The sequence below is a fragment of the Flavobacterium collinsii genome, assembly GCF_946903285.1.
GTDB classification, from domain to species: Bacteria; Bacteroidota; Bacteroidia; order Flavobacteriales; family Flavobacteriaceae; genus Flavobacterium; species Flavobacterium collinsii.
Genome location: NZ_OX336425.1, coordinates 2,048,801 through 2,070,067, shown reverse-complemented (window position 1 = coordinate 2,070,067; position 21,267 = coordinate 2,048,801). Strand labels below are relative to the sequence as shown.

At 34.0% G+C, this 21,267-nt stretch carries 23 protein-coding genes; 1 reads left to right on the top strand and 22 read right to left on the bottom strand.

The window, feature by feature from the left end:
• Positions 1–13: 13 nt before the first annotated feature.
• The 16 genes from OGZ34_RS09105 to OGZ34_RS09030 all read right to left on the bottom strand — a co-directional run bounded on the left by OGZ34_RS09105 (position 14) and on the right by OGZ34_RS09030 (position 13,293).
• Positions 14–1,525 carry a helix-hairpin-helix domain-containing protein gene (locus tag OGZ34_RS09105; RefSeq protein ID WP_173967714.1) on the bottom strand — a complete coding sequence of 504 codons (1,512 nt, stop codon included), beginning with the start codon at positions 1,523–1,525 and terminating at the stop codon, positions 14–16.
• Between the two features lie 2 nt (positions 1,526–1,527).
• Complete coding sequence (locus OGZ34_RS09100; RefSeq protein WP_263362815.1) at positions 1,528–2,934, bottom strand: PP2C family serine/threonine-protein phosphatase; 1,407 nt, start codon at positions 2,932–2,934, stop codon at positions 1,528–1,530.
• 3 nt (positions 2,935–2,937) lie between these two features.
• Positions 2,938–3,990, bottom strand: a complete 1,053-nt coding sequence (locus OGZ34_RS09095) for a TerY-C metal binding domain-containing protein (RefSeq protein ID WP_263362814.1) — start codon at positions 3,988–3,990, stop codon at positions 2,938–2,940.
• Positions 3,991–4,242: 252 nt separating this feature from the next.
• A complete protein-coding gene (locus tag OGZ34_RS09090; RefSeq protein WP_263362813.1) occupies positions 4,243–4,731 on the bottom strand; it encodes a hypothetical protein in 489 nt (162 codons plus the stop codon).
• 2 nt (positions 4,732–4,733) lie between these two features.
• Entirely contained in the window at positions 4,734–5,369 is a 636-nt protein-coding gene (locus tag OGZ34_RS09085; protein ID WP_173967710.1) for a vWA domain-containing protein, read from the bottom strand.
• Between the two features lie 154 nt (positions 5,370–5,523).
• Positions 5,524–6,162, bottom strand: coding sequence for a vWA domain-containing protein (locus OGZ34_RS09080; RefSeq protein ID WP_263362812.1), 639 nt, complete (start codon positions 6,160–6,162; stop codon positions 5,524–5,526).
• A gap of 12 nt (positions 6,163–6,174) precedes the next feature.
• Positions 6,175–6,588 carry a hypothetical protein gene (locus OGZ34_RS09075; RefSeq protein WP_173967709.1) on the bottom strand — a complete coding sequence of 138 codons (414 nt, stop codon included), beginning with the start codon at positions 6,586–6,588 and terminating at the stop codon, positions 6,175–6,177.
• A complete protein-coding gene (locus OGZ34_RS09070) occupies positions 6,588–7,247 on the bottom strand; it encodes a TerD family protein (RefSeq protein ID WP_017496977.1) in 660 nt (219 codons plus the stop codon). The genes OGZ34_RS09075 and OGZ34_RS09070 overlap by 1 nt, the downstream gene beginning before the upstream one ends.
• Positions 7,248–7,268: 21 nt before the next feature.
• Positions 7,269–7,820 carry a TerD family protein gene (locus tag OGZ34_RS09065; protein ID WP_017496978.1) on the bottom strand — a complete coding sequence of 184 codons (552 nt, stop codon included), beginning with the start codon at positions 7,818–7,820 and terminating at the stop codon, positions 7,269–7,271.
• A 12-nt stretch (positions 7,821–7,832) separates the two neighbouring features.
• Positions 7,833–8,798: a hypothetical protein gene (locus OGZ34_RS09060; RefSeq protein ID WP_263362811.1), complete on the bottom strand. Its 966-nt coding sequence runs from the start codon at positions 8,796–8,798 to the stop codon at positions 7,833–7,835.
• A gap of 19 nt (positions 8,799–8,817) precedes the next feature.
• Entirely contained in the window at positions 8,818–9,906 is a 1,089-nt protein-coding gene (locus OGZ34_RS09055; RefSeq protein ID WP_173967706.1) for a toxic anion resistance protein, read from the bottom strand.
• Between the two features lie 6 nt (positions 9,907–9,912).
• Positions 9,913–10,521, bottom strand: a complete 609-nt coding sequence (locus OGZ34_RS09050; protein ID WP_173967705.1) for a TerD family protein — start codon at positions 10,519–10,521, stop codon at positions 9,913–9,915.
• 8 nt (positions 10,522–10,529) lie between these two features.
• Positions 10,530–11,084 (bottom strand): TerD family protein, encoded by a 555-nt coding sequence (locus OGZ34_RS09045; RefSeq protein WP_017496982.1) that lies wholly within the window; start codon positions 11,082–11,084, stop codon positions 10,530–10,532.
• A 4-nt stretch (positions 11,085–11,088) separates the two neighbouring features.
• Positions 11,089–11,895 (bottom strand): phosphoribosyltransferase family protein, encoded by an 807-nt coding sequence (locus tag OGZ34_RS09040; RefSeq protein ID WP_263362810.1) that lies wholly within the window; start codon positions 11,893–11,895, stop codon positions 11,089–11,091.
• 2 nt (positions 11,896–11,897) lie between these two features.
• Positions 11,898–12,563 carry an HAD family hydrolase gene (locus OGZ34_RS09035; RefSeq protein WP_263362809.1) on the bottom strand — a complete coding sequence of 222 codons (666 nt, stop codon included), beginning with the start codon at positions 12,561–12,563 and terminating at the stop codon, positions 11,898–11,900.
• 154 nt (positions 12,564–12,717) lie between these two features.
• On the bottom strand, positions 12,718–13,293 hold the full coding sequence (locus tag OGZ34_RS09030; protein WP_263362808.1) for a TerD family protein: 576 nt from the start codon (positions 13,291–13,293) through the stop codon (positions 12,718–12,720).
• Positions 13,294–13,591: 298 nt separating this feature from the next.
• Between OGZ34_RS09030 and OGZ34_RS09025 the strand changes: the two genes are divergently transcribed.
• The gene (locus tag OGZ34_RS09025; protein ID WP_263362807.1) at positions 13,592–13,975 is read left to right on the top strand and encodes a DUF983 domain-containing protein; all 384 of its coding nucleotides are present in this window, start codon (positions 13,592–13,594) and stop codon (positions 13,973–13,975) included.
• Between the two features lie 2 nt (positions 13,976–13,977).
• On the opposite strand, the gene OGZ34_RS09020 is transcribed toward OGZ34_RS09025, so the two are convergent.
• From OGZ34_RS09020 to porK, 6 genes are all read right to left on the bottom strand, one after another.
• A complete protein-coding gene (locus tag OGZ34_RS09020) occupies positions 13,978–15,027 on the bottom strand; it encodes an NAD(P)/FAD-dependent oxidoreductase (protein WP_263362806.1) in 1,050 nt (349 codons plus the stop codon).
• A gap of 74 nt (positions 15,028–15,101) precedes the next feature.
• Positions 15,102–16,091: a type IX secretion system ring subunit PorN/GldN gene (gene porN / locus OGZ34_RS09015; protein WP_173967699.1), complete on the bottom strand. Its 990-nt coding sequence runs from the start codon at positions 16,089–16,091 to the stop codon at positions 15,102–15,104.
• Between the two features lie 225 nt (positions 16,092–16,316).
• Positions 16,317–17,306 carry a type IX secretion system ring subunit PorN/GldN gene (gene porN / locus OGZ34_RS09010; RefSeq protein WP_173967719.1) on the bottom strand — a complete coding sequence of 330 codons (990 nt, stop codon included), beginning with the start codon at positions 17,304–17,306 and terminating at the stop codon, positions 16,317–16,319.
• A gap of 44 nt (positions 17,307–17,350) precedes the next feature.
• Positions 17,351–18,892: a type IX secretion system motor protein PorM/GldM gene (gene porM / locus OGZ34_RS09005; protein WP_173967698.1), complete on the bottom strand. Its 1,542-nt coding sequence runs from the start codon at positions 18,890–18,892 to the stop codon at positions 17,351–17,353.
• 51 nt (positions 18,893–18,943) lie between these two features.
• Positions 18,944–19,591 (bottom strand): type IX secretion system motor protein PorL/GldL, encoded by a 648-nt coding sequence (porL, locus tag OGZ34_RS09000; RefSeq protein ID WP_173967697.1) that lies wholly within the window; start codon positions 19,589–19,591, stop codon positions 18,944–18,946.
• A gap of 66 nt (positions 19,592–19,657) precedes the next feature.
• Positions 19,658–21,061: a T9SS ring complex lipoprotein PorK/GldK gene (gene porK / locus OGZ34_RS08995; RefSeq protein ID WP_173967696.1), complete on the bottom strand. Its 1,404-nt coding sequence runs from the start codon at positions 21,059–21,061 to the stop codon at positions 19,658–19,660.
• Between the last annotated feature and the right edge of the window lie 206 nt (positions 21,062–21,267).

Sequence of the window (21,267 nt, the reverse complement as noted above, 5' to 3'; positions counted from 1 at the left end):
GTTAAATTTAAATTTATTTATTGGCCATTGTAACCATAATGACTCTTCCTCCTTCTTCTTTTGAAAGAAGTATTTTTTTTCCGTCAGTCAGCTCTATCATAGTTCCAATAGGAATTTCTTTGTCTTCGGTTAAGTCTTTTAATGAAGTTAACTTTTGGTTGACAAATACCCATTTATCATTAAAATAGGTAAAATAACCAACCGGTACTTTTTGCTGTGGCGTTAATTTTTCATTGCGGGCAATATTACGATTTACATGCCATTGAAACAAGTACTGATCGTTATAAACCATTAATCTATGATTCTCGGGTTTCCATACTGTTTCCTGAAACTGATAGTAGAGGTCTAAGACTGGCAGCGTACCTTTGTGGGGAGTATTACAAAATGGGCACTTTGGTGTATTTGTGTTATCAAAAACATACCATTTTTGCTCGCACGCAGCATTATGACACTTCTGCATTAAGTCTGTTGTTTTGAGTAATGCTATTTCCCACTCTTCAGCATTAGGTCTTTGCATCGGATTGTGCAATCCGTCTATAAAAACTTTATCGAATAAGGTTTTTAAATAAGGCCCCGTAATCGAATATGGCAATTGGTTAATATCTGCCCATGGTAAATCCCATTTAGAAACCTGATTGAGTTTGGGTCTATTCGTTTCATCCGTTGGATGCTCAATAAACATTGCTTTTTCTCCCATAGACAGTAAATCATCTTTTTCGGTATCAAGATCATGAACCTTCCCTCCTTTCAAAGGGTGTCTGTGTAGTAAAAACATGTAAATAAGAACCGGCAATGCATGCAGATCCGTTAATCGACTCGGTAATTTTCTGTCAGGATCGGTTTTGTTTAAATGTTTGGTCGAAAGTACTTCGGGAGCGATAAATTCTGCTGTGCCAATTACTTCCGCAGGAAATAAACCCGGCACCACTAATCCATCCAAATCAATCATACAGGCCGATCTTTGAATTGGATCGATTAAAACATTATTGTACGACAAATCAGAATGGGCCAATCCCATAGCATGCATTTTCTTTACACCCCGGGTTAAATTGACACAAACCTGAAAATAACTCAGCCAGTCTCCTAATTCTGAATTCGAGACTCTGAGAGGGAAATGGGGGTTTCTGAATTTAGGACCTGCAAACCATTTCCCGTTTTTTTCTTTTCCCTGAATTAAGTCACTGGTAGCATATCCTTTTTTAAAGAAAAATTTGCCGTCGTAAATCGGAACGATTATACCCGTCAAACCTTTATGCTCTATAACATCTGTAGGCCATCTGTATACTTCATTTAAATAATAATCTCCTGCATCTCCGTTCTGGATCTGAGCCAGATATTTATTTGTGATTCTTTGTAATCTCTCTTTTTGATTGAAATCTAATTTATCTCTAAAAATAGCAACAACATATTTTCTGTCCGGACTAAAATAAACATCTTTAACACCGCCACGCATGGGTTCACCATTATCAACAAATTGATAGGTCTTCACGGTGTCATTAATTGATTTTACTGTAATTACACTCATACTTAATAAATTATAGCAAGGGTTCTGTCATCATGATTTCCCGGGTTCCAGAAATCCATCCAGGTCGAAAGCTGGTTGGCAATTTCAGTATTTTCCTTATCAAAATCAACTTTATTTCCGTCTTCATTTTTTCCGTTTAGATCTTCAAGAAATTCGTTCCATTTATCAATCTTTTCCAGGTTAGCTTCGACGACAAATTTAGGATCGTAAATCCCGTCCGTCATTAGTATCAAATAAGAGAAATCATCAACCAATTTAAATCCAAATCGAGTAGAAAATTTATCACTTTGAAAAATTTCCGGCATGGTTATAAATCGTGTTCCTCCTCCAAAATCGCCTACATCAATCCAATTCATTAACTTAACCTCTGTCAGTTCTTTATTCAATAATCCGATTGGACAGTCTCCTATTCCAAAAGTTAAGATAGCATATCCGAAATCATATTTCTTAACCAGAGCAAAAATTAAAGTTGCATGAAAATCTTTCAGATCAGCTTCATTTTTGATCGCAAATTCTTCAATTTCCTGATGTGCAAAATGAGCCGCTCTTGACAAATTATGATATACAAAATGACTTATTTTTTTTGAAGTTTCATCGGTTGCTTTATGATGATGCTCGCTTAAAACCCCATCAAATTCCTTTAAACCTTCTGTGTTTAAATTTTCTTCAAAATACTGAATAACTGAATCGCAGGCTATTTTCGAACCTTGTCTTGAAAGTTTTGCACTACCTGCACCATCCGAAACCGCCAGAACGCTCCATCCAATTTCGCCAAGATTTTTAAAAGCAAAATCGTCTTCTCTAAAAGAACCTTTATTAGCATGACTACGGCCTCTTTTAGAAGCCACTACAATATTCTTATCTAAAAATTTAGCCGCAACAATTTCATTATCCGGTTTCCAGAGCGCATCGGTTTTATCGCTTTCCAAATCCTTCCACAACGATTTTGGATCCGGATTTACAATCAGTGTTAGTGTTTTTTCGTTTAAAACCGAATCTTCCGGCTCGCCCTGAACTCTAAATAGTATTTTTATTTTTAAATCGCCGCTAATTTTTGGAGTTCCAATTAGCTCATCATTCGCATTAAATTCAAGACCCGTACTTTCTAAGCCTTGTATTTCAAAAAAAATAAAATCATTCCAGCTCAAAGTATCGAAATCAATTTTTGCCTGATAATTTTTATTTACTGTGCCGTTTGGTATTGAGACCGTTTGTGTCAAAATATCGTCTATTCTGTTTTTCAATATCCAATTCTGCATAATCATTTTTTGGTTTTCCTGAATTATTTTTACTGCATTGACATTTTTTTCATTAGCTATAAAGGCCTCGAAAAGGGCTGCTTTATCTGCAGAAATGTCAATTTTCTTTTGGGATAAAAAAGACTGAATATATCTTTTAGTCTCTTCCATGAATTATCCTTGAGTTCTGTTTACATCAAACCCGCCTTCACCGCAGCCATAACTTCCCTGATTGTTACACCACGGACAAGTACTTATATCTTCGTCACCAATGCAATGTATTTTTTCACACACACAAACGGCAAAAGCAATCTGATTTCCGCAACACGGACAAGTTGGTCCGCCAATAAGTTCATCGGTATTTACTTTATTGTTAAAATTAGCCAAATCTGCTAATTCAAAATAAGAGTTATCAACCTGATATGCGCCTACTAACTTGTAGTTTTTTGAAGATAATTCTATTCCTGCATAAATAGATTCCGCAATAGTTTTACGGTATTTCATTAAATAAGGCCTTTTGGTATTTTGGCATTTTCCGTTTAGAACTACAAAATTATCATCGACATATTGACGGTTTGGACTTTCTTTAGTTAAATCTATTTTCGAAAGTGTTTCTCCGTCTAATTTTGCCAATTCAAAACCATTCGAATTATTTTCAACACTTATACTGCTTGTTTTTATGGAGTCTGTGACCCATTTAAAAAACTCTTTATACGATTGTACATTGGTATTTTTAAAATGCAGTACATTTTCTGTAAGCTCGCCTAATAATTTTGTATCTGTTTCGTTACCAAAAGAAATCGCAATTAAATTAGCTGTTCGCTGCCAGTTTTGTTTCCATTCGTTTATTGCTGCCTGACTGTCATCAGTAGGAACGCCGTCTGTAAACAAGAAAACAATAGGTTTCCAATCACCTTTTACCTCATAAGTAGTTTTAACAATATTACTTCTTAACTCATACATTAAATGCCCCAGTCCTTTACTTAAAGAAGTACCGCTGCCAATTGGAAATTTAGGCGGATAAAAACTTACTATTTCCTGCAAAGGCACTAATGTTCTGGGCTGTCCTGCAAATACTATAATTGAAACAAAAACAGTTTCAAGAGCATGCGGATCTGTTTTTAAAGCCTGAATTATGGTAGCCAATCCTTCTTCAACCTGTTGAATTGGTTCTCCAACCATTGACTCCGAAATATCAATTAAAAAATATATGGGTAATCTTCTCATTTTAAAGGAAATTTAATAACATTAAAAAAATAACTAAAAGCAGAATTTGGGTCATATCGACCGCTAAACCCACTCCAACGGGAAAAGGCTTTATCATTGTTTTTAGAGAATTGAATAGGGGTGAAAAAATACTATTGAAAAAATCAAAAATACTTCTGTACTGCGGATTCAATTTGTCTTTATAAGGCAATAATTTGGAGTACAAAAACAACCCAACAATTAGAATTTGAATAAATAGCTTTATAAAATACATTAGGAAACTGCGTGTATTAATTCGTTTGCGATTTCTTTAAAAACTAATTCTTCATCGGCATTTATTTTCTTTGCTCCATAAACAGCAACACCATCATTTACAGTCATAAAATTGATTGAAAAAGAAGCCCCATAACATTTATTTCTGCCGTTATACGGAATAGCATGCATTACTTTTATATACATACAATTCTGACGTATAATAACGTCATCGATATAAAAATCATCCTGCACGTAATTATTAAGCAAAGTACGTCTTGCGTTTTCAATAGAGAAGCCATTAATTCCGGCAGTTTTATAACAAATGTTTAAACTGTCAATGTTCATGTTTTCTAATTTTTCCTGTGGTGTAAACTCATGAACAACCTCATAAGTTACGTCCCTATAAGAGTTTCTGTTGTTATCGCTTTTGGAGGAGGATTCATTTACTTTTTGAACAATATGCACAATTATACTAATAATTGTGATCAGGGTACCTAGTACTTCCATATCTAAATCACTACTGTTATTTCGCTTGGTGGTGGCGGCAATGTTACACTTTCACCCGTTCCCTGGCTTTTATTCCCTTGTTCGATTGTTTCTGAAACCCATTTAAAAAATTGTTTCAATGTAGCACTATCAGCTGATGCCAAATGCACTACATTATCTGTCAGTTCTTTCAAAATAGAATCGTTGGCCATATGTCCGGCTGCACAACCTACAACAGCTCCAAAACTCAGATCTCGTATTTCGGTGATTTTTTCTCTGTAAAACTGGATATCACTAGGTTTCCCATCTGTAAAAACAAATAGTAATGGCTTCCAGTCTCCTTTTTGAGTTGCCGAGCCTTTTATAACATCTGTTTTTACCTTTTTAATCACAAAATCCAAACCTGCTCCTGTATTTGTAGGACCGCTTTGTGGACAGGTGATTTCAGGAAGCTGAAAGTGAACCAATTCTGTTAAGGGTACTATTTCTTTTACTTCACGATCATAAGTTATAATACTAATCCAAAGGGAATCTAAAGCCTGAGGATCTGAGCGCAAAGTGTTAATCATACCGCTTAAGGCATTATTTAACGCCTGAATGGGCTCTCCATACATCGAACCGGAAGTATCCAGCAAAAAATAAACAGGTAGTCTTCTCATAACTTTAAAAATGATTTAATAAATGGAATTACTTTACTACTAACATGAGTTTTAGAAATTCGCACGCATACGCGTATAACTTCCTTAAAAAAAGACGTAATACGAAAAAGTTTATTGAATTAAAACGGCAATATAAACTCTGCCTCGCCGAAATTTAAACTACAATGTTTAGTTCAGACGGAGGCGGAGGCAATTCTTTTAAATTTGTAAATTCTTTACCGAAGTCTTCTACTTTTGTTGAAGTTACTCCAATCGAAGCTGTGACCCATTGAAAAAATTTCCCAATACTGGAACTATCCGCTGTATCCAGACTTACTACATTATCTGTGATTCTTTTTAAAATAGCGGTATCGGCTCCTCCACCAGCTGCACAGGCAATGGTGTAGGCAACTTTTGCTTTTTTAAATTCACTAAGACCACTTTCCCAATTATCGGTTGGAATTCCGTCAGTCATAATAAATACCAATGGTTTCCAGTCCCCTTTTTGTTCTGTTGTTGTTTTGGCAACTTCGGTTTCTATCTTTTGTGCCGCTAATCTCAATGCATCTCCAAAGGCTGTCACTCCGGCTGCTTTAATATCGACCATTTGAAAAGAAGCCAAATCCGTTAATGGGATAATTTGCTGCGCTGTAGTATCGAATGTAATAATACTTAAAAAAGCCGTCTCAATGGCTTGTGGATTTTGTCTTAACGAGCTCACCATCATTTGAACGCCGTTTTTCACAGCTTCAATAGGTTCTCCGGTCATTGAACCGGAAGTATCTAATAATAAGTACACAGGCAGTCTTCTCATAGTAAATGTGATTTATACAGGAATATTATAGATTGGTGCTTCGGTTACTTCACTTCTTTCATTAGAGCTTTCTATACCATTTATAGTATAAGTATTGGTATTTGCTTCAGGGTCATGTTGCATTAAATGGCTCAGAACTGCTTGGGTCAGATCTTTACCTCCTACTACATGATGATATGCCGAACCTATTGTGTAAATCGGTCCCCAGGGAATCCCCCACCAACCAACGATCAGATTCAGAAAAACAAAACCATATGAGTACTTAAACGTATTTTCATTTGCCTTAATGAAATAAATATCAGAACTTCTTTTTAAGGTCATTAATATAAACGACACTGTGTACGGGAATACAACAAATTTGCCTCCCTGCTGAACCATGTCTCTAATTTGAGAAACGCTGAGTCCGTCGATATTTTTGATTTGCATTACAGATAAGACTGTACTATTTTGTGAATAGTCTGTCCTAAAAATGTATCATCGGTAGGATCACCTATTGCGCTGAATTTCCATTCTCCATTACGTTTGTATAATTTACCCATAATGATAGAACGCTTGTTTACATATTGAGAATCAGCAGAAACATTGTAAGAAGCAAATTCTGAAACTACTCTGGTTGGAGTACCTTCATACATTCTGATTTTAGCATACGGAATTTGTGAGAAATCTTCTTTTCCTGCATTATTTAAAAAGAAAAAAATCTGATTTACTTTGGCATCAACTTTAGAAAGATCAACAGTAATAATTTCATTATCTAAACCATCATCTCCACCAGTATCACCTGCAAGGTCATCTCCTGTGTGTTTTAAAGCACCGTCAACACTTAACAATTTACCTTTTGGAAGACCAAATTGCTGTAATACTTCTACTCTGTATAGAGGAGAATACAAATGATCGCAAAGTTTATTCTGATCATCAATCAATACACAGCTCAAATCTAAATCAATTTCTACTACGTTTTTTGATAATCCTAAAAATCCTTTTGTTTCAATTGCACCCCAGTTTACACCCACACAAAAGTTTGTTAATGTTTCGCCACTTGATTTTCTTAAATCAATTTTTTGTCCTTTAGTTAAGTTAATAGCCATGTTCGTTAATAGTGTTTTAAATTAGTTGTATTTATTTAAATAATCCTGTAAGCCACCTTTCATACCAATACCTACGGCTTCAAACTTCCACTCATTGTTTCTTTTGTAAAGTCTTCCAAACTCGACAGCTGTTTCAATAGAAAAGTCTTCATCAAGCTCGTACTTCACCAATTCAGTATTCGTTTGATCTACAATTCTGATAAATGAATTTCTAATCTGACCAAAATTTTGTCTTCTGGTATCAGCATGGTGAATCGTCACAACAAAGCAAATTTCATTCACATCCGGTGATACTGTAGACAAATCTATCTGAATCTTTTCATCATCTCCGTCTCCTGCTCCGGTCAAATTATCTCCCGTATGTGTTACAGCTCCGTCTGGCGATTTCAAATTATTATAATAAACAAAATGGTTATCATTTGGAATTTTTCCATTAGCACCCACTAAAAAAACAGAAGCATCCAAATCAAATCCTTCTCCTGTGTTACTTGAATTACTATCCCAGCCAAGTCCAACAATAAATTTTGGAGCATCGATACTCTGTCTTTGACCTTTTTCTAAATTAATTGCCATTTTAATTTTCTTTTATTTAATATTAATATTTAACATTGTTTTTAAAATATTGGTTTGCTCATCTACATTTTGAAGCTCTTCTATAAAATCCATTGATGAAATTTTATTCAGATATTCTCGCAATACACCGTTTACATTTTCAGGAAATGATGTTTTTATTGTACTTAACTCGAATGTTAATGCTGAGTTTTTTTCTTTTAATTGCGTGATAATCTCACCCTTAACTGAATCATTTTTAGCAAGATTAATCTCTTCTACTACCGCATCATCTAAAAAATAAAATGCTTTTTCATTAGCTATAAAAATAAATTTATCATTAGAGTCTCTAAATTCGAATATCTCGATAACTTCATTATTGCAAACCAGCCCACACAAAAACTTAATTTTAAATTTCAGGATGTTTAGTCTTCCTAAAAGTTTCTTTTCAAATTTTGCATGTTTATTTTCATACAGCTTCTTATTTAAAGAGGCTATTTTTTCATATTCTTCAATTGTGATCTCCCGATAATACTCTAGTTTGACACGGTCTGAAAAACTTGTAATTTCATTCCAACTAAAAAAATCTGAACTTTCATTGACAAACATACTATAGAGTACTTCAATTTTTCCGGACATATTTTGCGCATGTTTCTTTGCTTTTTCTGCAAATCCGGATTCTCCAATTTCTGATTTTAATTTGGTTATAATATCTTCATTGATATAAATCTCATCAGAAATTAAAAGATACTGCTGTTCTTTTGATTTTTTTAATTTTTGAAACAACTCAATAAAACTGCTTGTAAACTGTATATGAAAGAGTTCTAATTTATTTATGTCTAATGTTTTATTGTTTTCAAAAAGAGTGTGAATAATTCTTGTTTTTATTAAAACACCAACAAAATCCTTGTGACTAAAGAAATTGGATAACAATTCTAAAATCACAAGTTTTCTATTACTATCTTTTATTATTTGAACATACCGTTCCTCTTCCTCTTGCATTTAACTGATTTCTGTTCAATTAGCTTATCACTCCTTTTTTTAGTTCAACTTCAAGACTTTGTAATCCGGCATCAAGTTGTCTTCTGGTTTCAGTACCCTGATCGTGAATTTGTTTTACTTCTGTCAACGTATCAATCAATGATTTTGTTGTCATTTTTAAAGTCTCAAGAGATACAACTGTATTTTCATTTTCTTTTGCTACTTCAATACTGTTTTGTTTTAACATTTCAGCATTTTTCTGCAAAATGGTATTTGTTGTTTCAGATACTCTTCGCTGTATTTCGATATTTTGTTTTTGTCTTTGTAACGCAACCGCAAGCGTTAATTGATTCTTCCAAACCGGCATGGTTGTAGTTAGAATCGATTGTGCTTTTTCGGCAATTGAAGTATTGTTGTTTTGTACCACACGAATTTGTGCCAAAGACTGCAGCATAATAAAGCGAACAATTTTCATATCGGCCAGACGTTTGTCCAGACGATTAATAAAGTTCCTTTTATCTGAAATTTGATAATCTTGGTACTGAGCCGGATTTCCTTCCATTACAGCAAGTTCTTCACCCAATTCTTTAAATCGAATTTGTCCCGCAATAATGTGTTTTTCCATCTCTTTAATAAGATTCACATTTCCGTCAAACATAGTTTGAAGCGCACTGTTATCTTTTACAGAATTGATCATTCCCGCCTTTACTTTATTACTGATCTTATCAATATTTACAGTAATCTTATCGTATTGCTGGAATAATTTCTTTACATCGGTTACCAATTTGTTCAGAATCGGAATTTTAGACAGGAAACGTTTAAATGGTCCCTGATCCAGCTGATCTACATCAACATAATTTAACTCTGTAAGCAAGTCATTTATCAACGTACCAACTTCACCTGAATTATAAGTTCTAACATTGGTTAAAAAAGTATCACTTTGCTTCGCAATTGAATTCTGGATTTCGGCTCCATAATTCAAGATTGAATTAGTATCATTTTCATTCAACTGATTCGAAATCGATTTGTAACTATTAACTTCCGTTTCAGAAATTGAAGCTAAGTTTACATTTCCATCCTTATCAATCAATGCGGTATTCTCTTGAGTAACTAATTGATTTTCTGACATAACTTTTTATAGATGGTTTTGTTGAATGGTAACTATAGTTTGTTCCAACTTTTTATCATTTGTTGGGGTTCCAATTGCACTAAATTTCCAATCTCCGTTTCTTTTATAAAAAACACCCAAAACCATAGAAACATTTCCGGCAAAAGAAGCATCATTTGCAACATCATAACGGGCAAATTCCTGACTTACTCTTGTTGGAGTTCCTTCGTAAATTCTGATAGATGCGAAAGGAATGTCTTTAAAATCCTGACCTCTGAAACTATTTATAAAAAATGCAACGTGATTTGCAGCTGGTGATAATTGCGAAAAATCTAAAGTAATCACCTCATTATCCAAACCGTCATCACCATTTAAATCTCCGGTTAAATCATCACCACTGTGCTTGATCGCACGATCGTTTGATATTAATTTTTTGAAATTTACAGAGTCAATATGATTTTTATTATCATCATAAACAGCGCAACTTGCATCTAAATCTACTGCTTCTTTTTTAGTCCCGAAAAGCCCCTTTTTCTCGATTGCTCCCCAGTTTACACCAACACAAATATTTTGTAATTTAGTACCGTTACTTTTTTCAAGATTGATACGTTGCCCTTTTTCTAAATTAATTGCCATATCTTTTTTTAATTGTATTTATTTAAATAATCTTCTAATCCGCCTTTCATTCCAACGCCAATAGCTTCAAATTTCCATTGCCCGTCTTTGTTGTAAATTCTTCCAAACTCTACAGCCGTTTCTATTGAGAAATCTTCTTCTAACTCATATTTAACCATTTCACTGTTATTGCTGTCATCTACAATACGAATGAAAGAGTTTCTAACCTGACCAAAATTCTGTTTTCTGTTCTCAGCATCATGGATGGTTACAACAACACAAATTTCTTTTACTGCTGAATTGATTTTAGTCAAATCAATTTTTACCTGCTCGTCATCTCCGTCTCCGTCTCCGGTTAAATTATCACCTGTATGTATTACTGCATCGTCTGGTGATGTTAGATTGTTATAGAAAACAAAATGAGAATCTGATATAATTTTTCTGTTATCTCCCAAAATAAATACCGACGCATCAAGATCAAAACCTGATCCTGTACTGCTGCTGTTTGTATCCCATCCTAAACCAATGGTAAATTTAGGTGCATTTATGTTTTCACGTTGTCCTTTTTGTAAATTGATAGCCATAGTTTTAATCTATTTTTATTACATTAATGTTTGATTTATACTCTAGAATCTGATGATAATTATTGCTTATTGCCAGATGAAATAAGTCATTCGTTTTTTCGATTGAAATATTTTCTGCTAAATACCTAAACTGGTCTTCATTTAAACTTAAAATAAATTTGACGATTCTGGTATTATATTGAAAAGAAGGACTGTTTATAATGTCAACAATATCTTCAACATTTTTAACAGCATAGTAGTTATAATGATTTTCAATTTTAGGATGAATGTCTTTATTCACTAATTCTGCAAAATACACAAAAACAAAATCTCCATTTACATTGTATTGATTTAGAATCTTATTGACAGTATGTTCGTGACTACCGGTAATTTTAATATCATCAACAAAAATGCAAAGCTTTCCATCTATAAAATTACGATCGATATAGTAGGTATCGTTCGAGATTAACTTCACCCTTTCATCAAAATCTAAATTTCCGTAATCTGTAACATAGGTTTGATTTCTGTAGATTTTAGATTCTATACTTGTCTTTTTACCATTTTTGAATAAAAAACTATTCAGCTCTTTTTTAAAATAAGAACACAAAAAATTCGAGGCTGTTGGTATGGATAAGAATGGACTTGGCAGAATAACAATTTCTTGTTCCGACAACAACAATTCTCCAAATTCTGACACGAAACCTTCGAACAAATTTTTTGCAAATTTCTCCGCATACGATTTGTCACCAAATTTAAATTTACTGTATTCCTCTTCTCTAAACGGACAATTATCGCTGTCAAGAATCTTATGTAAGCTGTAACTTTTATTCACTTTTATAATTTTAATAGGTAAGCATCAAATCCAAAACGAATTGCACCATTATAATCGGCAATACTATTGTCTCCAACGTGCAATATCTGTTTTTTTTGTGCGCTTTTAAAGGTATTAATCTCGTCAAAAACCAATTGAAAAATTTCATTGTTTGGTTTTGAAAATCCAACTTCGTCAGAGTAAATCTGAAATTTAAAATAATCTGTCAATTCATAATGTGCCAATAACTTTCTTAAGGTTCTCCCTTTGATAAAGGCTGTATTACTTAAGATATTTATAGACTTATCTTCATTCGTCATTTCCAGAAATAATTTCTTCGTATCCGGAAAAATCAATTCTGGTTTATACTTTATAAATAAAGCTTCCGTTTCTTCGTAAAACTCACTTAATTTATCGGTTTCAAATTTATTTATATCAACTTCAAGTGCGCTTAAAATTAGGTAATAAAGTTCATACGTATCTATATTCAATCCTGTTTTTTCGTTAATATTATTGCACAGAACATCATAATATCTCACCACCTCATTTACCTTATCGATCGTACTATCGATTTCAAAGAAATTTTTAAACAATAAATTCCTTTCCTTCTTAAACTCGGGGTTGGATTTTATCAATGTAAGCCATAAATCGAACGAGATATGGGAATATTTTTTATAATCTATTTTCAAATGAATACTTTTAAAATGCTTACAGAAATATCTGTTTATTATAATTTACCTATTAGCTTTCTTTCTATTGATTGCGGTTTGCTTCTAAGAACATCTTTATAAATCATTGCAAAGAACAATATCCTTAACCCGATTAACATTTAAAGATCAAACGCTATTTAATTATTTCTCCTGAATAATATTTTTCTAAAAAGAATCCTAAATCGGCTCTGTAGCCAATTCCGGAAGCCTCAAACTTCCATTGCTCATTTCGTTTGTACAATCTTCCAAACTCCACACCGGTCTCAATAGAAAAATCTTCGTCTAATTCATATTTGGCAATTTCCTGACCTGTGGCGTCATCTACAATTCGGATATATGAATTTCTTACCTGTCCAAAATTTTGTTTCCTTCTTTCAAAGTCTTCAATGGTAACCACAAAAAGGATTTCTTTAACTTCAGGAGAAATTTTACTCAAATCAACCTTAATCGCTTCGTCATCATCTCCATCACTGTTACCACCTGTCGGATCATCCCCGGTATGTTCTAATGCTCCATCCGGAGAGGCAAGATTATTATAAAAAACAAAGTAGTTTTCCCCAAGAAGTTTGCGATCAGAATTGATCATTATAGCCGAAGCATCCAAATCAAAATTATGTCCTGTTCCTTCATTTGGATCCCAACCTAATCCGATAGTAATTCTTGATAAACCAATATCAATTTTTTGTCCTTTCTGTAAATTTATTGCCATTAAAATATCCTTTTAAAAAAAATTAAAACATACAATGATACGAAAAGCAAGCTAAGTAAAAATGAGGGTTCCCGTAAAAGCAGAAATATTTATTAACAAATTGAGTTTTGTTATTAAAAAAAACTCGTCAGACAGTCATAGCCTCGTTTGTGCAAAAAATACAAACTAAAATAGTATATTTGTTCAACTCTTCTTTGTAAGATTAATTTTTGAATATTTTTTTCTCCGAATCGAAAGGTTTTACTCTAAAAGCAAAAAATAATTCTCTATAACTTCAACAAATAACTGAATTGTCATCATGTTAAAAAAAGGATCCAAACTAAACAGTATACTAACAGGAAGCTGCCCCAGATGTCAGAAAGAAAGTATGTATTCAGACCGAAATCCGCTTCATTTGACTAAGGTGCTAAAAATGAACGAAAATTGCAGTCATTGTGGGTTAAGATATCAAATAGAACCGTCATTTTTCTACGGTGCCATGTATGTTAGCTACGGTTTAAATGTTGCAGTAGGAATTGCAGCTTTTATTGTTTCATTTGTGTTTTTTAAAACCTCTATCGAAGAATCTTTTTTGATTATCGTTATTACTTTAATCCTATTGTTCCCGTTTGTTTTGAGGCTTTCCAGAAACCTGTACATCAACATGTTTGTTTCTTACGACCCTAACGCCGGAAAAGAATAAAGTTATTTTCTTTTTTTGTAAAAACGACGAATATCAATTGTTGGATCCAGTGTTTCCTGGTTTTCGATATACTCAAACAGATCTTTGGCCATTGCCGGCCCAAGCATTACACCACGTGTTCCTAACCCATTTAAAATATGCAGGGATTGGTATTGGTTGTGCGTTCCTATAATTGGTCTTCGGTCGCGTACAGTTGGCCTCACTCCGCCAAAATGTGAAACAATTTCAAAATCACAATTGATAATTTCCTCAATACGATCAATTAATTCTGTTTTTCCTTCTTCTGTCGGTGTATCCGTTTTGTCTTTCCAATTGTAAGTTGCACCAACTTTAAACAACTCGTTCCCTAAAGGCAAAATAAACACACTGGTATTTACAATCACATCTAAATCAAGATCAGGTGCTTTGATAACAAAAAGTTCCCCTTTAGTCCCATCTAATGGCAAATCCTGAAAAAATGGATTGGCATGTAATCCGAAACCTTCTGCAAAAATAATATGCTTAGCCTGATATTCTTTATACTGAACAAAATCTTCCTCAATAACCAACATAGCATAGTCAAACGATTCCTGAAGTAATAATTTGTTTTGAAGCAAATATTCGTGGTATTTATCCAATAACAGAGCGGTATCAACATATCCTGTATGCAAAACTTCTCCATAGTCAAACGGAGAATCAATACCATTGTATTTTTTAAAGATTAATTTGGTAGAAAGAAATGGTGCTAAGAGTGGTTTATCCGAAGCCGAGAACCAATTGTTTTGTTCTTCTATAGAGAAAAATTTTCTTAAAATAGGAAGTTTAAAATTCACCTTCGTTTTCAGCTTACCTTCGATGGTCTCATAGAATTCGTCCATTAAAGACAGCTGTTCTTCCGCCTTCCAAACCTCACTAAAACGTTTTAAAATCACCGGATTATACAATCCTCCGGCAACCCTTGATGAATTTTGCGACTCATCATTTATAACTACTATAGACTTATTGTTTTTAAGTGCAATTTCAGCAAATGAAATTCCAGCCAATCCAGATCCGACAATTATATAATCCAACATGTGTAAAAAGGTAAAATAAAAAAACTCTTACCACAAATGTAGTAAGAGTTTTTGGTATAATGTCATTAATAACCTTAGTAGGTCCACATATCTTGTTCGAAGTCCCGAATCTTCTCTTTCACCCTTTCAGATTCCAACAATTGCTTTTGCGCGTTGTCTTTCATGTAATCTTTAATCTCACGATCTCCATAAACATTCTCTTCTTTATAGATAATCGAATTAAAACGTCTCGAATTTAAAATCTGGTCAAATGAAATTGGGCGCGCAGAATTACTATCATTAAATGCTTTTGCCTCATTCAGCACTTCTCTCGCATTGGGAAAGAACACCCAGAACAGCTCAATATAATCTTTCTCGTCGCTATTCATTGTATAAACATCGGGGGTTACAGGACAAATTCCAAGTAAGCGATATTTCAATTCACTCTGACGTTTGTCAAAATACCAGTATCCTTTCAATTTATACTGAGTAACATCTGCTGCTGTTAAATCCTGTTTCAGAATATACTCAGCTGGTACAGTTCTGGTCGGACCAACCGTTTCATCAACATAGGTAACCACTTTTTTCTTACCCGTACCTGTAACAACCTTTTTCTTCACAACACGAGTTTTGTAGTCGTCCGGATACTGATTGATTAACTCTCTACCCGCATCCGTGGTATCGATACGCGATAGTCCGCCCTGAATATCTTTAAGCGATTTTTTAGTATTAAAATAACTGTCGGCATATACTTCAGTGATTCTGCCCGATTTTATTCCTCTGGTCAAAACGTCGTAAAGCGAACGCCTGTCAGAACCAATATTTGCCGTATCTACCGGGAAATACAATGGAAAATTGATTTTTTCATTTAAATCAATAATCTCCCAGGTCGTTTTTCCCATTAAAATATCCCGATCATCTACATAACCGTAGGACAAAGGTTTATCATTGTCTGCAGCAATCTGAGACGCCTTCTTTATCCCAATCTGATCTGCTGTTTTTGCATTCAGTAAATTTGATTGTGCACTAGAACTAAAACTTCCGATAACTCCAACAATAACGATTAAAAACTTTCTTACTTTCATAATGAGATGATTAAAATCTATTGAACGCAAACTTACACTATTTATTGTTCTTTTTCCTACATATAATGAAAAAACCAAATAAGAGCACCATAAAGGTATCCCAAACAGCTTATAAAAGAAATTCCAATCCCTTCGGATTCAGCAATTAATTCTTTTATTAATGGGCAAAAAAAAACTCTTACTACAAATGTAGTAAGAGTTTTTGATATATTGTTATTCAGATACTTAGTAGTTCCACATATCTTGCTCGAAGTTACGAATCTTCTCTTTTACTCTTTCAGATTCTAACAATTGGTTTTGTGCGTTGTCTTTCATGTAATCTTTAATCTCACGATCTCCGTACAAGTTTTCTTCTTTATAAACAACAGCATTAAAACGTCTTGAATTTAAGATCTGATCAAATGAAATTGGAAGTGCAGAGTTATTATCGTTGAATGCTTTTGCTTCGTGTAGCGCCTCTCTGGCGTTAGGGAAGAAAACCCAAAACAACTCAATATAATCTTTTTCGTCACTATTCATAGTGTAAACATCCGGAGTTACTGGACAAATTCCAAGCAAACGATATTTCAATTCGCTTTGACGTTTGTCAAAATACCAGTATCCTTTAATTTTATACTGTGTAACATCTGCAGCAGTTAAGTCTTGTTTCAGGATATACTCAGCTGGTACCGATCTTGTTGGCCCAACAGTTTCATCAACATAAGAAACAACTTTTTTCTTACCTGTACCGGTAACAACTTTTTTCTTCACAACACGTGTTTTGTAGTCGTCCGGATATTGGTTGATTAATTCTCTACCTGCATCTGTTGTATCAATACGAGATAATGCACCCTGAATATCTTTCAAAGATTTTTTAGTATTGAAATAACTGTCGCTGTACACTTCTGTTATTTTGCCGTTTTTAACAGCTTTCGTCAAAACGTCATAAAGTGAACGTCTGTCAGAACCAATATTAGCTGTATCAACCGGAAAGTACATTGGAAAGTTGATTTTTTCATTTAAATCAATAATTTCCCAAGTAGTTTTTCCCATTAAGATATCTCTATCATCTACATAACCGTAAGCCAAAGGCTTATCGTTATCAGAAATAAGTTGCGCAGGAGTCTTAAGTCCTATCTGAGCCGGTGTTTTTGCATTAAGCAAATTCGATTGTGCATAGGAAGAAAAACCTCCAGCGATAGAAACAATAGCTATTAAAAAATTTCTTACTTTCATCATGATATCATTATAAGATATTGAATGTAGTTTTACCTACTTTATTATTGTATTTCGTAAATTACCGGAGCAGTTCTTGGCAATAAATAACTACCAGCTCCAACAAGTTTAGTTTTAATTTCAGAAATAGTAACCTGGTCTCCTTTTCCAGCTCTTGCAAGAACTGATTTACATTGTGCATTTAATCTATTACCATTAACAACAACTGTAGGCTGTCCGGCAATTTTTAAATTAAATCCAACAACATCTAAACCAACTTCAAAATCAAAATCAAGTAATTTAGCACCAATAGTAGCAATCTCTAAGTTAGATTTAGGTCCTTTAACAACACCCATTTCTCCTCTGATTGTTCCTGTTGGTCCAGGAATACCTTTAATTCTGAATGTTTTCTTATCTGTAACTTTATCTCCGTTTGGCAATGTACCAGTAACAGAAATTGTAGCTTCAGTACCTGAACCCGGGTTCATATTATATTTCCCTGGTTTACCAGCTGAAACTAATCCAGGTGCACTTGCAACAATTTTGTTAGCATCAACACCTGCGAATGATACAGAGATTGGGTTAACAACTCCTCTATATACTACATTCATTTTATCAGCAGAAATTGTAGCAGAGTTTGGTCTTGGTACTACAACATATTTTCCAGCAAATTTAAGTGGAATGTTTTTACCATCTTCTAAGAAAGTAAATTGTCCATTAATACTTTGCTCTCCAACACCTCCGGCAGTTAACGAAATAACCGCTTGTCCGTTAACAATTTGTCCAGGACCCTGGAATGAAGTTGGTTTTGTGTTTTCGTCGTAACGCCCTAAAACTACCTTACCAGTAACTTTTTCACCTTGGAAGTAAGCATTTTTGTCTAAAACAACAATTGCCTGATAGTTACTATAAGAAGCAGCAGCAACAGCAGCTTTTCCTAAAGCACGGTTGTAAACGTCAGCTTCAACTTTTTGAACGTCATTTTGCCAAGCTGAAAGTTTTGCAGCAGAAGCAATTGCAGGAAATCCTTTAAAGTGGTATGCTAAATACTTTTCTTTGATACCGTCTTTGTTTTTCACATCAGAAACATCAAATTTTTTCTCTACTTCTGAAATAATATCAGCATATTTTTTGTCTGTACCTAAAGCAGCTTTAATATCTGATTTGTATTTCTCGATTTTAGCGATAATTTCATTCCCTTTTTTAGTATAACCGTCTCCTGTAAACCAGTCGTCGATGTTATCACCTCTGTCCATAGACTCATAAGGCATTTTTCCGGTTTCTTTATCTACTTCAAATCCTTTTACAGCCTGAGTTTTTAAACCTCCGATAAAACTGTAAAAATCTTTTGTTATTGCTTCAACTTTATGGGCAGTTGCAGCAGCAATAGCGAATTCTCCTTTTGCTTCAGCTGCTTTTTGATCCAAAGCTGTTAATAAACCTGCATTTGTAGTAACTGAAGAAGTGTTTGCATCTTCAAATTTTTCATTCATCAAACCAAAAGCAGATATAACTTCTTTTGATACGTTCATTGCTAACATTGCGATGAAAACCAGATACATCAGGTTAATCATCTTCTGTCTAGGGGTTAATTTTCCTCCTGCCATTTTTTCTAATTAGTTCTTATTAATAATTTTAATATAATAGTCAAAAACTAATTATCCTTTGTTACTCATTGCAGAAAGCATACCACCGTAAACACTGTTTAATGAAGCAATGTTTGCAGTCATAGATTGCATTTGTTCTTTTAATTTAGAAGCATTTTCAGCAATTTCGCTGTTTGCTTGTGCATTTCTTGAAGCACTTTCTAATTGTACTTTGTATAAGCTGTTTAATGATTCCATTTGTGCAGCAGCCATAGACATTTCTTCAGCATATTTCTTTTGTCCTGCAATAGAATCTACTGTTGGAGAAATTGCTTTTGCAGCTCCTTCGAAATTTTTGATGCTGTTTCCTAAGCTTGACATTAACTCTCCGTCAATTTTAGCTTCTTTCAACATTGCATCTAATTTTTGAGACAACAATCCTTGGGCATCAGATGTAGTTTCAACTTTGTCAGCTTTTTTTCTAGCCTGACCATTTGCTAACTCAGGGTAAACAAGAGTCCAGTCTAATTCGTCCTCAACTGGTTCGAAAGCAGAAAGAGCAAAGATTACCGCCTCAGTTACCAATCCGATAGATAACATCACAGTTCCAGTTAATGGTCCAATTTCAAAGTGAGTAATTTTGAATAAAGCTCCAATAATTACTACTGCCGCTCCCATACCATAAGCGAAATTCATTGCTTTTTTACTTAATAATGCCATAATACTTTTTTTTAGGTTTTAATTTAAAATAGATTTGATTTGGTTATTGAATTTGATTTTAATTATTTACTTTCTTTTTTTTCCGCTTCCTGTTGCCTGAGTTCCCATGTAATCTTGTACAGTTCTGAAACCAATATAACTTCTTGCAGAATCAGCATATTCGTGATCACGTGTACTTACCTGTAGGAAATAAGCAACGTCTTTCCAAGAACCTCCACGAACAACTTTTCTTTGATTGTTTCCGTCAATTACGTTTGGATTCATTGTAGAAACATATTCGTATGCATTTGGATTATAAGCTGAATCGGTCCACTCAGAAACGTTTCCGGCCATGTTATATAAACCATAACCATTAACTTCGTAAGATTTAGCTTCAACTGTATATAACGCCTCATCGGCAGCATAATCTCCTCTACTTGGTTTGAAGTTTGCTAAGAAACAACCTCTGTCGCTCTTAGTGTAAGGACCTCCCCAAGGATAAGTAGCTGATTCCAGACCCCCTCTTGCAGCATACTCCCACTCTGCCTCTGTTGGCAATCTGAAAGAATTTACTAAGTCACGTCCTTTTTTCTTAGATTTAATATAACTGTTTTTGTTCAAAGTTCTCCATGCACAGAATGCTTTTGCCTGTTTCCAGGTTACACCCACTACCGGATAGTCTCCATAAGCTTTATGCCAGAAATAATCATTATGCATTGGCTCATTATAAGAATAAGCAAAATCTTTAATCCAAACTGTTGTATCAGGATATACACTTACTTGCTCTGTTTTAACGAAGTCTTTTCTTTTTCCAACTTTAGCTTTTGCTGCAGCCTGAATGTCCATCCAAGAATAACGGAATTTCAATTTGTTTACATCAATTGTTCTTAAGCCATTGTAAGACTCTTCAATTGGTAAGTACATAGAATCCATTACCTCAGTATAATACTCGTCCGGGTAAGCTTTTGTATCTTTAATTAACTTAACTTTTTTGTTTAATTTTCTACCTGCATACGGATCATCTTTCGTTCCTACGCTATAGTAGTTATCATACATATATTTATCATAAGCCGTCATTTTCTCCGGATCTGAATCATTAAATGCATAATCAGCAATACTGCCGCCTTTTTTACCTTTAGAGTCTCCAGCAGGTTTTTGCCCGGTCATATCAGCCAAGATTGCTAAACGAACTCTCATTGTAGAATCTTTTACCCACTCTACAAATTGACGGTACTCACTATTGGTGATCTCAGTTTCATCCATATAAAATGCACGAACTGTTACCGTTCTAGTAGGAGCATCCTCCACATTAGCTAAATCAGCATCTGATTTACCCATAATAAAAGATCCACCAGGAACTAATGCCATTCCATAAGGCTTCTCAGGATGCCATTTACCTCCTGTAACACCAACTAACTCACCTTTGTCACCTGACTTACCACAGCCAATTACCAGTGTTAACATTGTTGCAAATGCAATAAACTTCTTCATATAAATTTGGGATTATCTATTCATTATTATAAGTCCGTAAACGTATTTATTATTTATCTAAAAAACAATACTAGTTGCGAAATTTATTTTACCGTTCAAAAATAATGTTAAATAAAATAAAAAAAAAATATTTCATCGATAAACTAACACAAAAAATCGACGTAAAACGCATTTTTAAAAGCCTTGCGTTTATTTTCCTACTAATA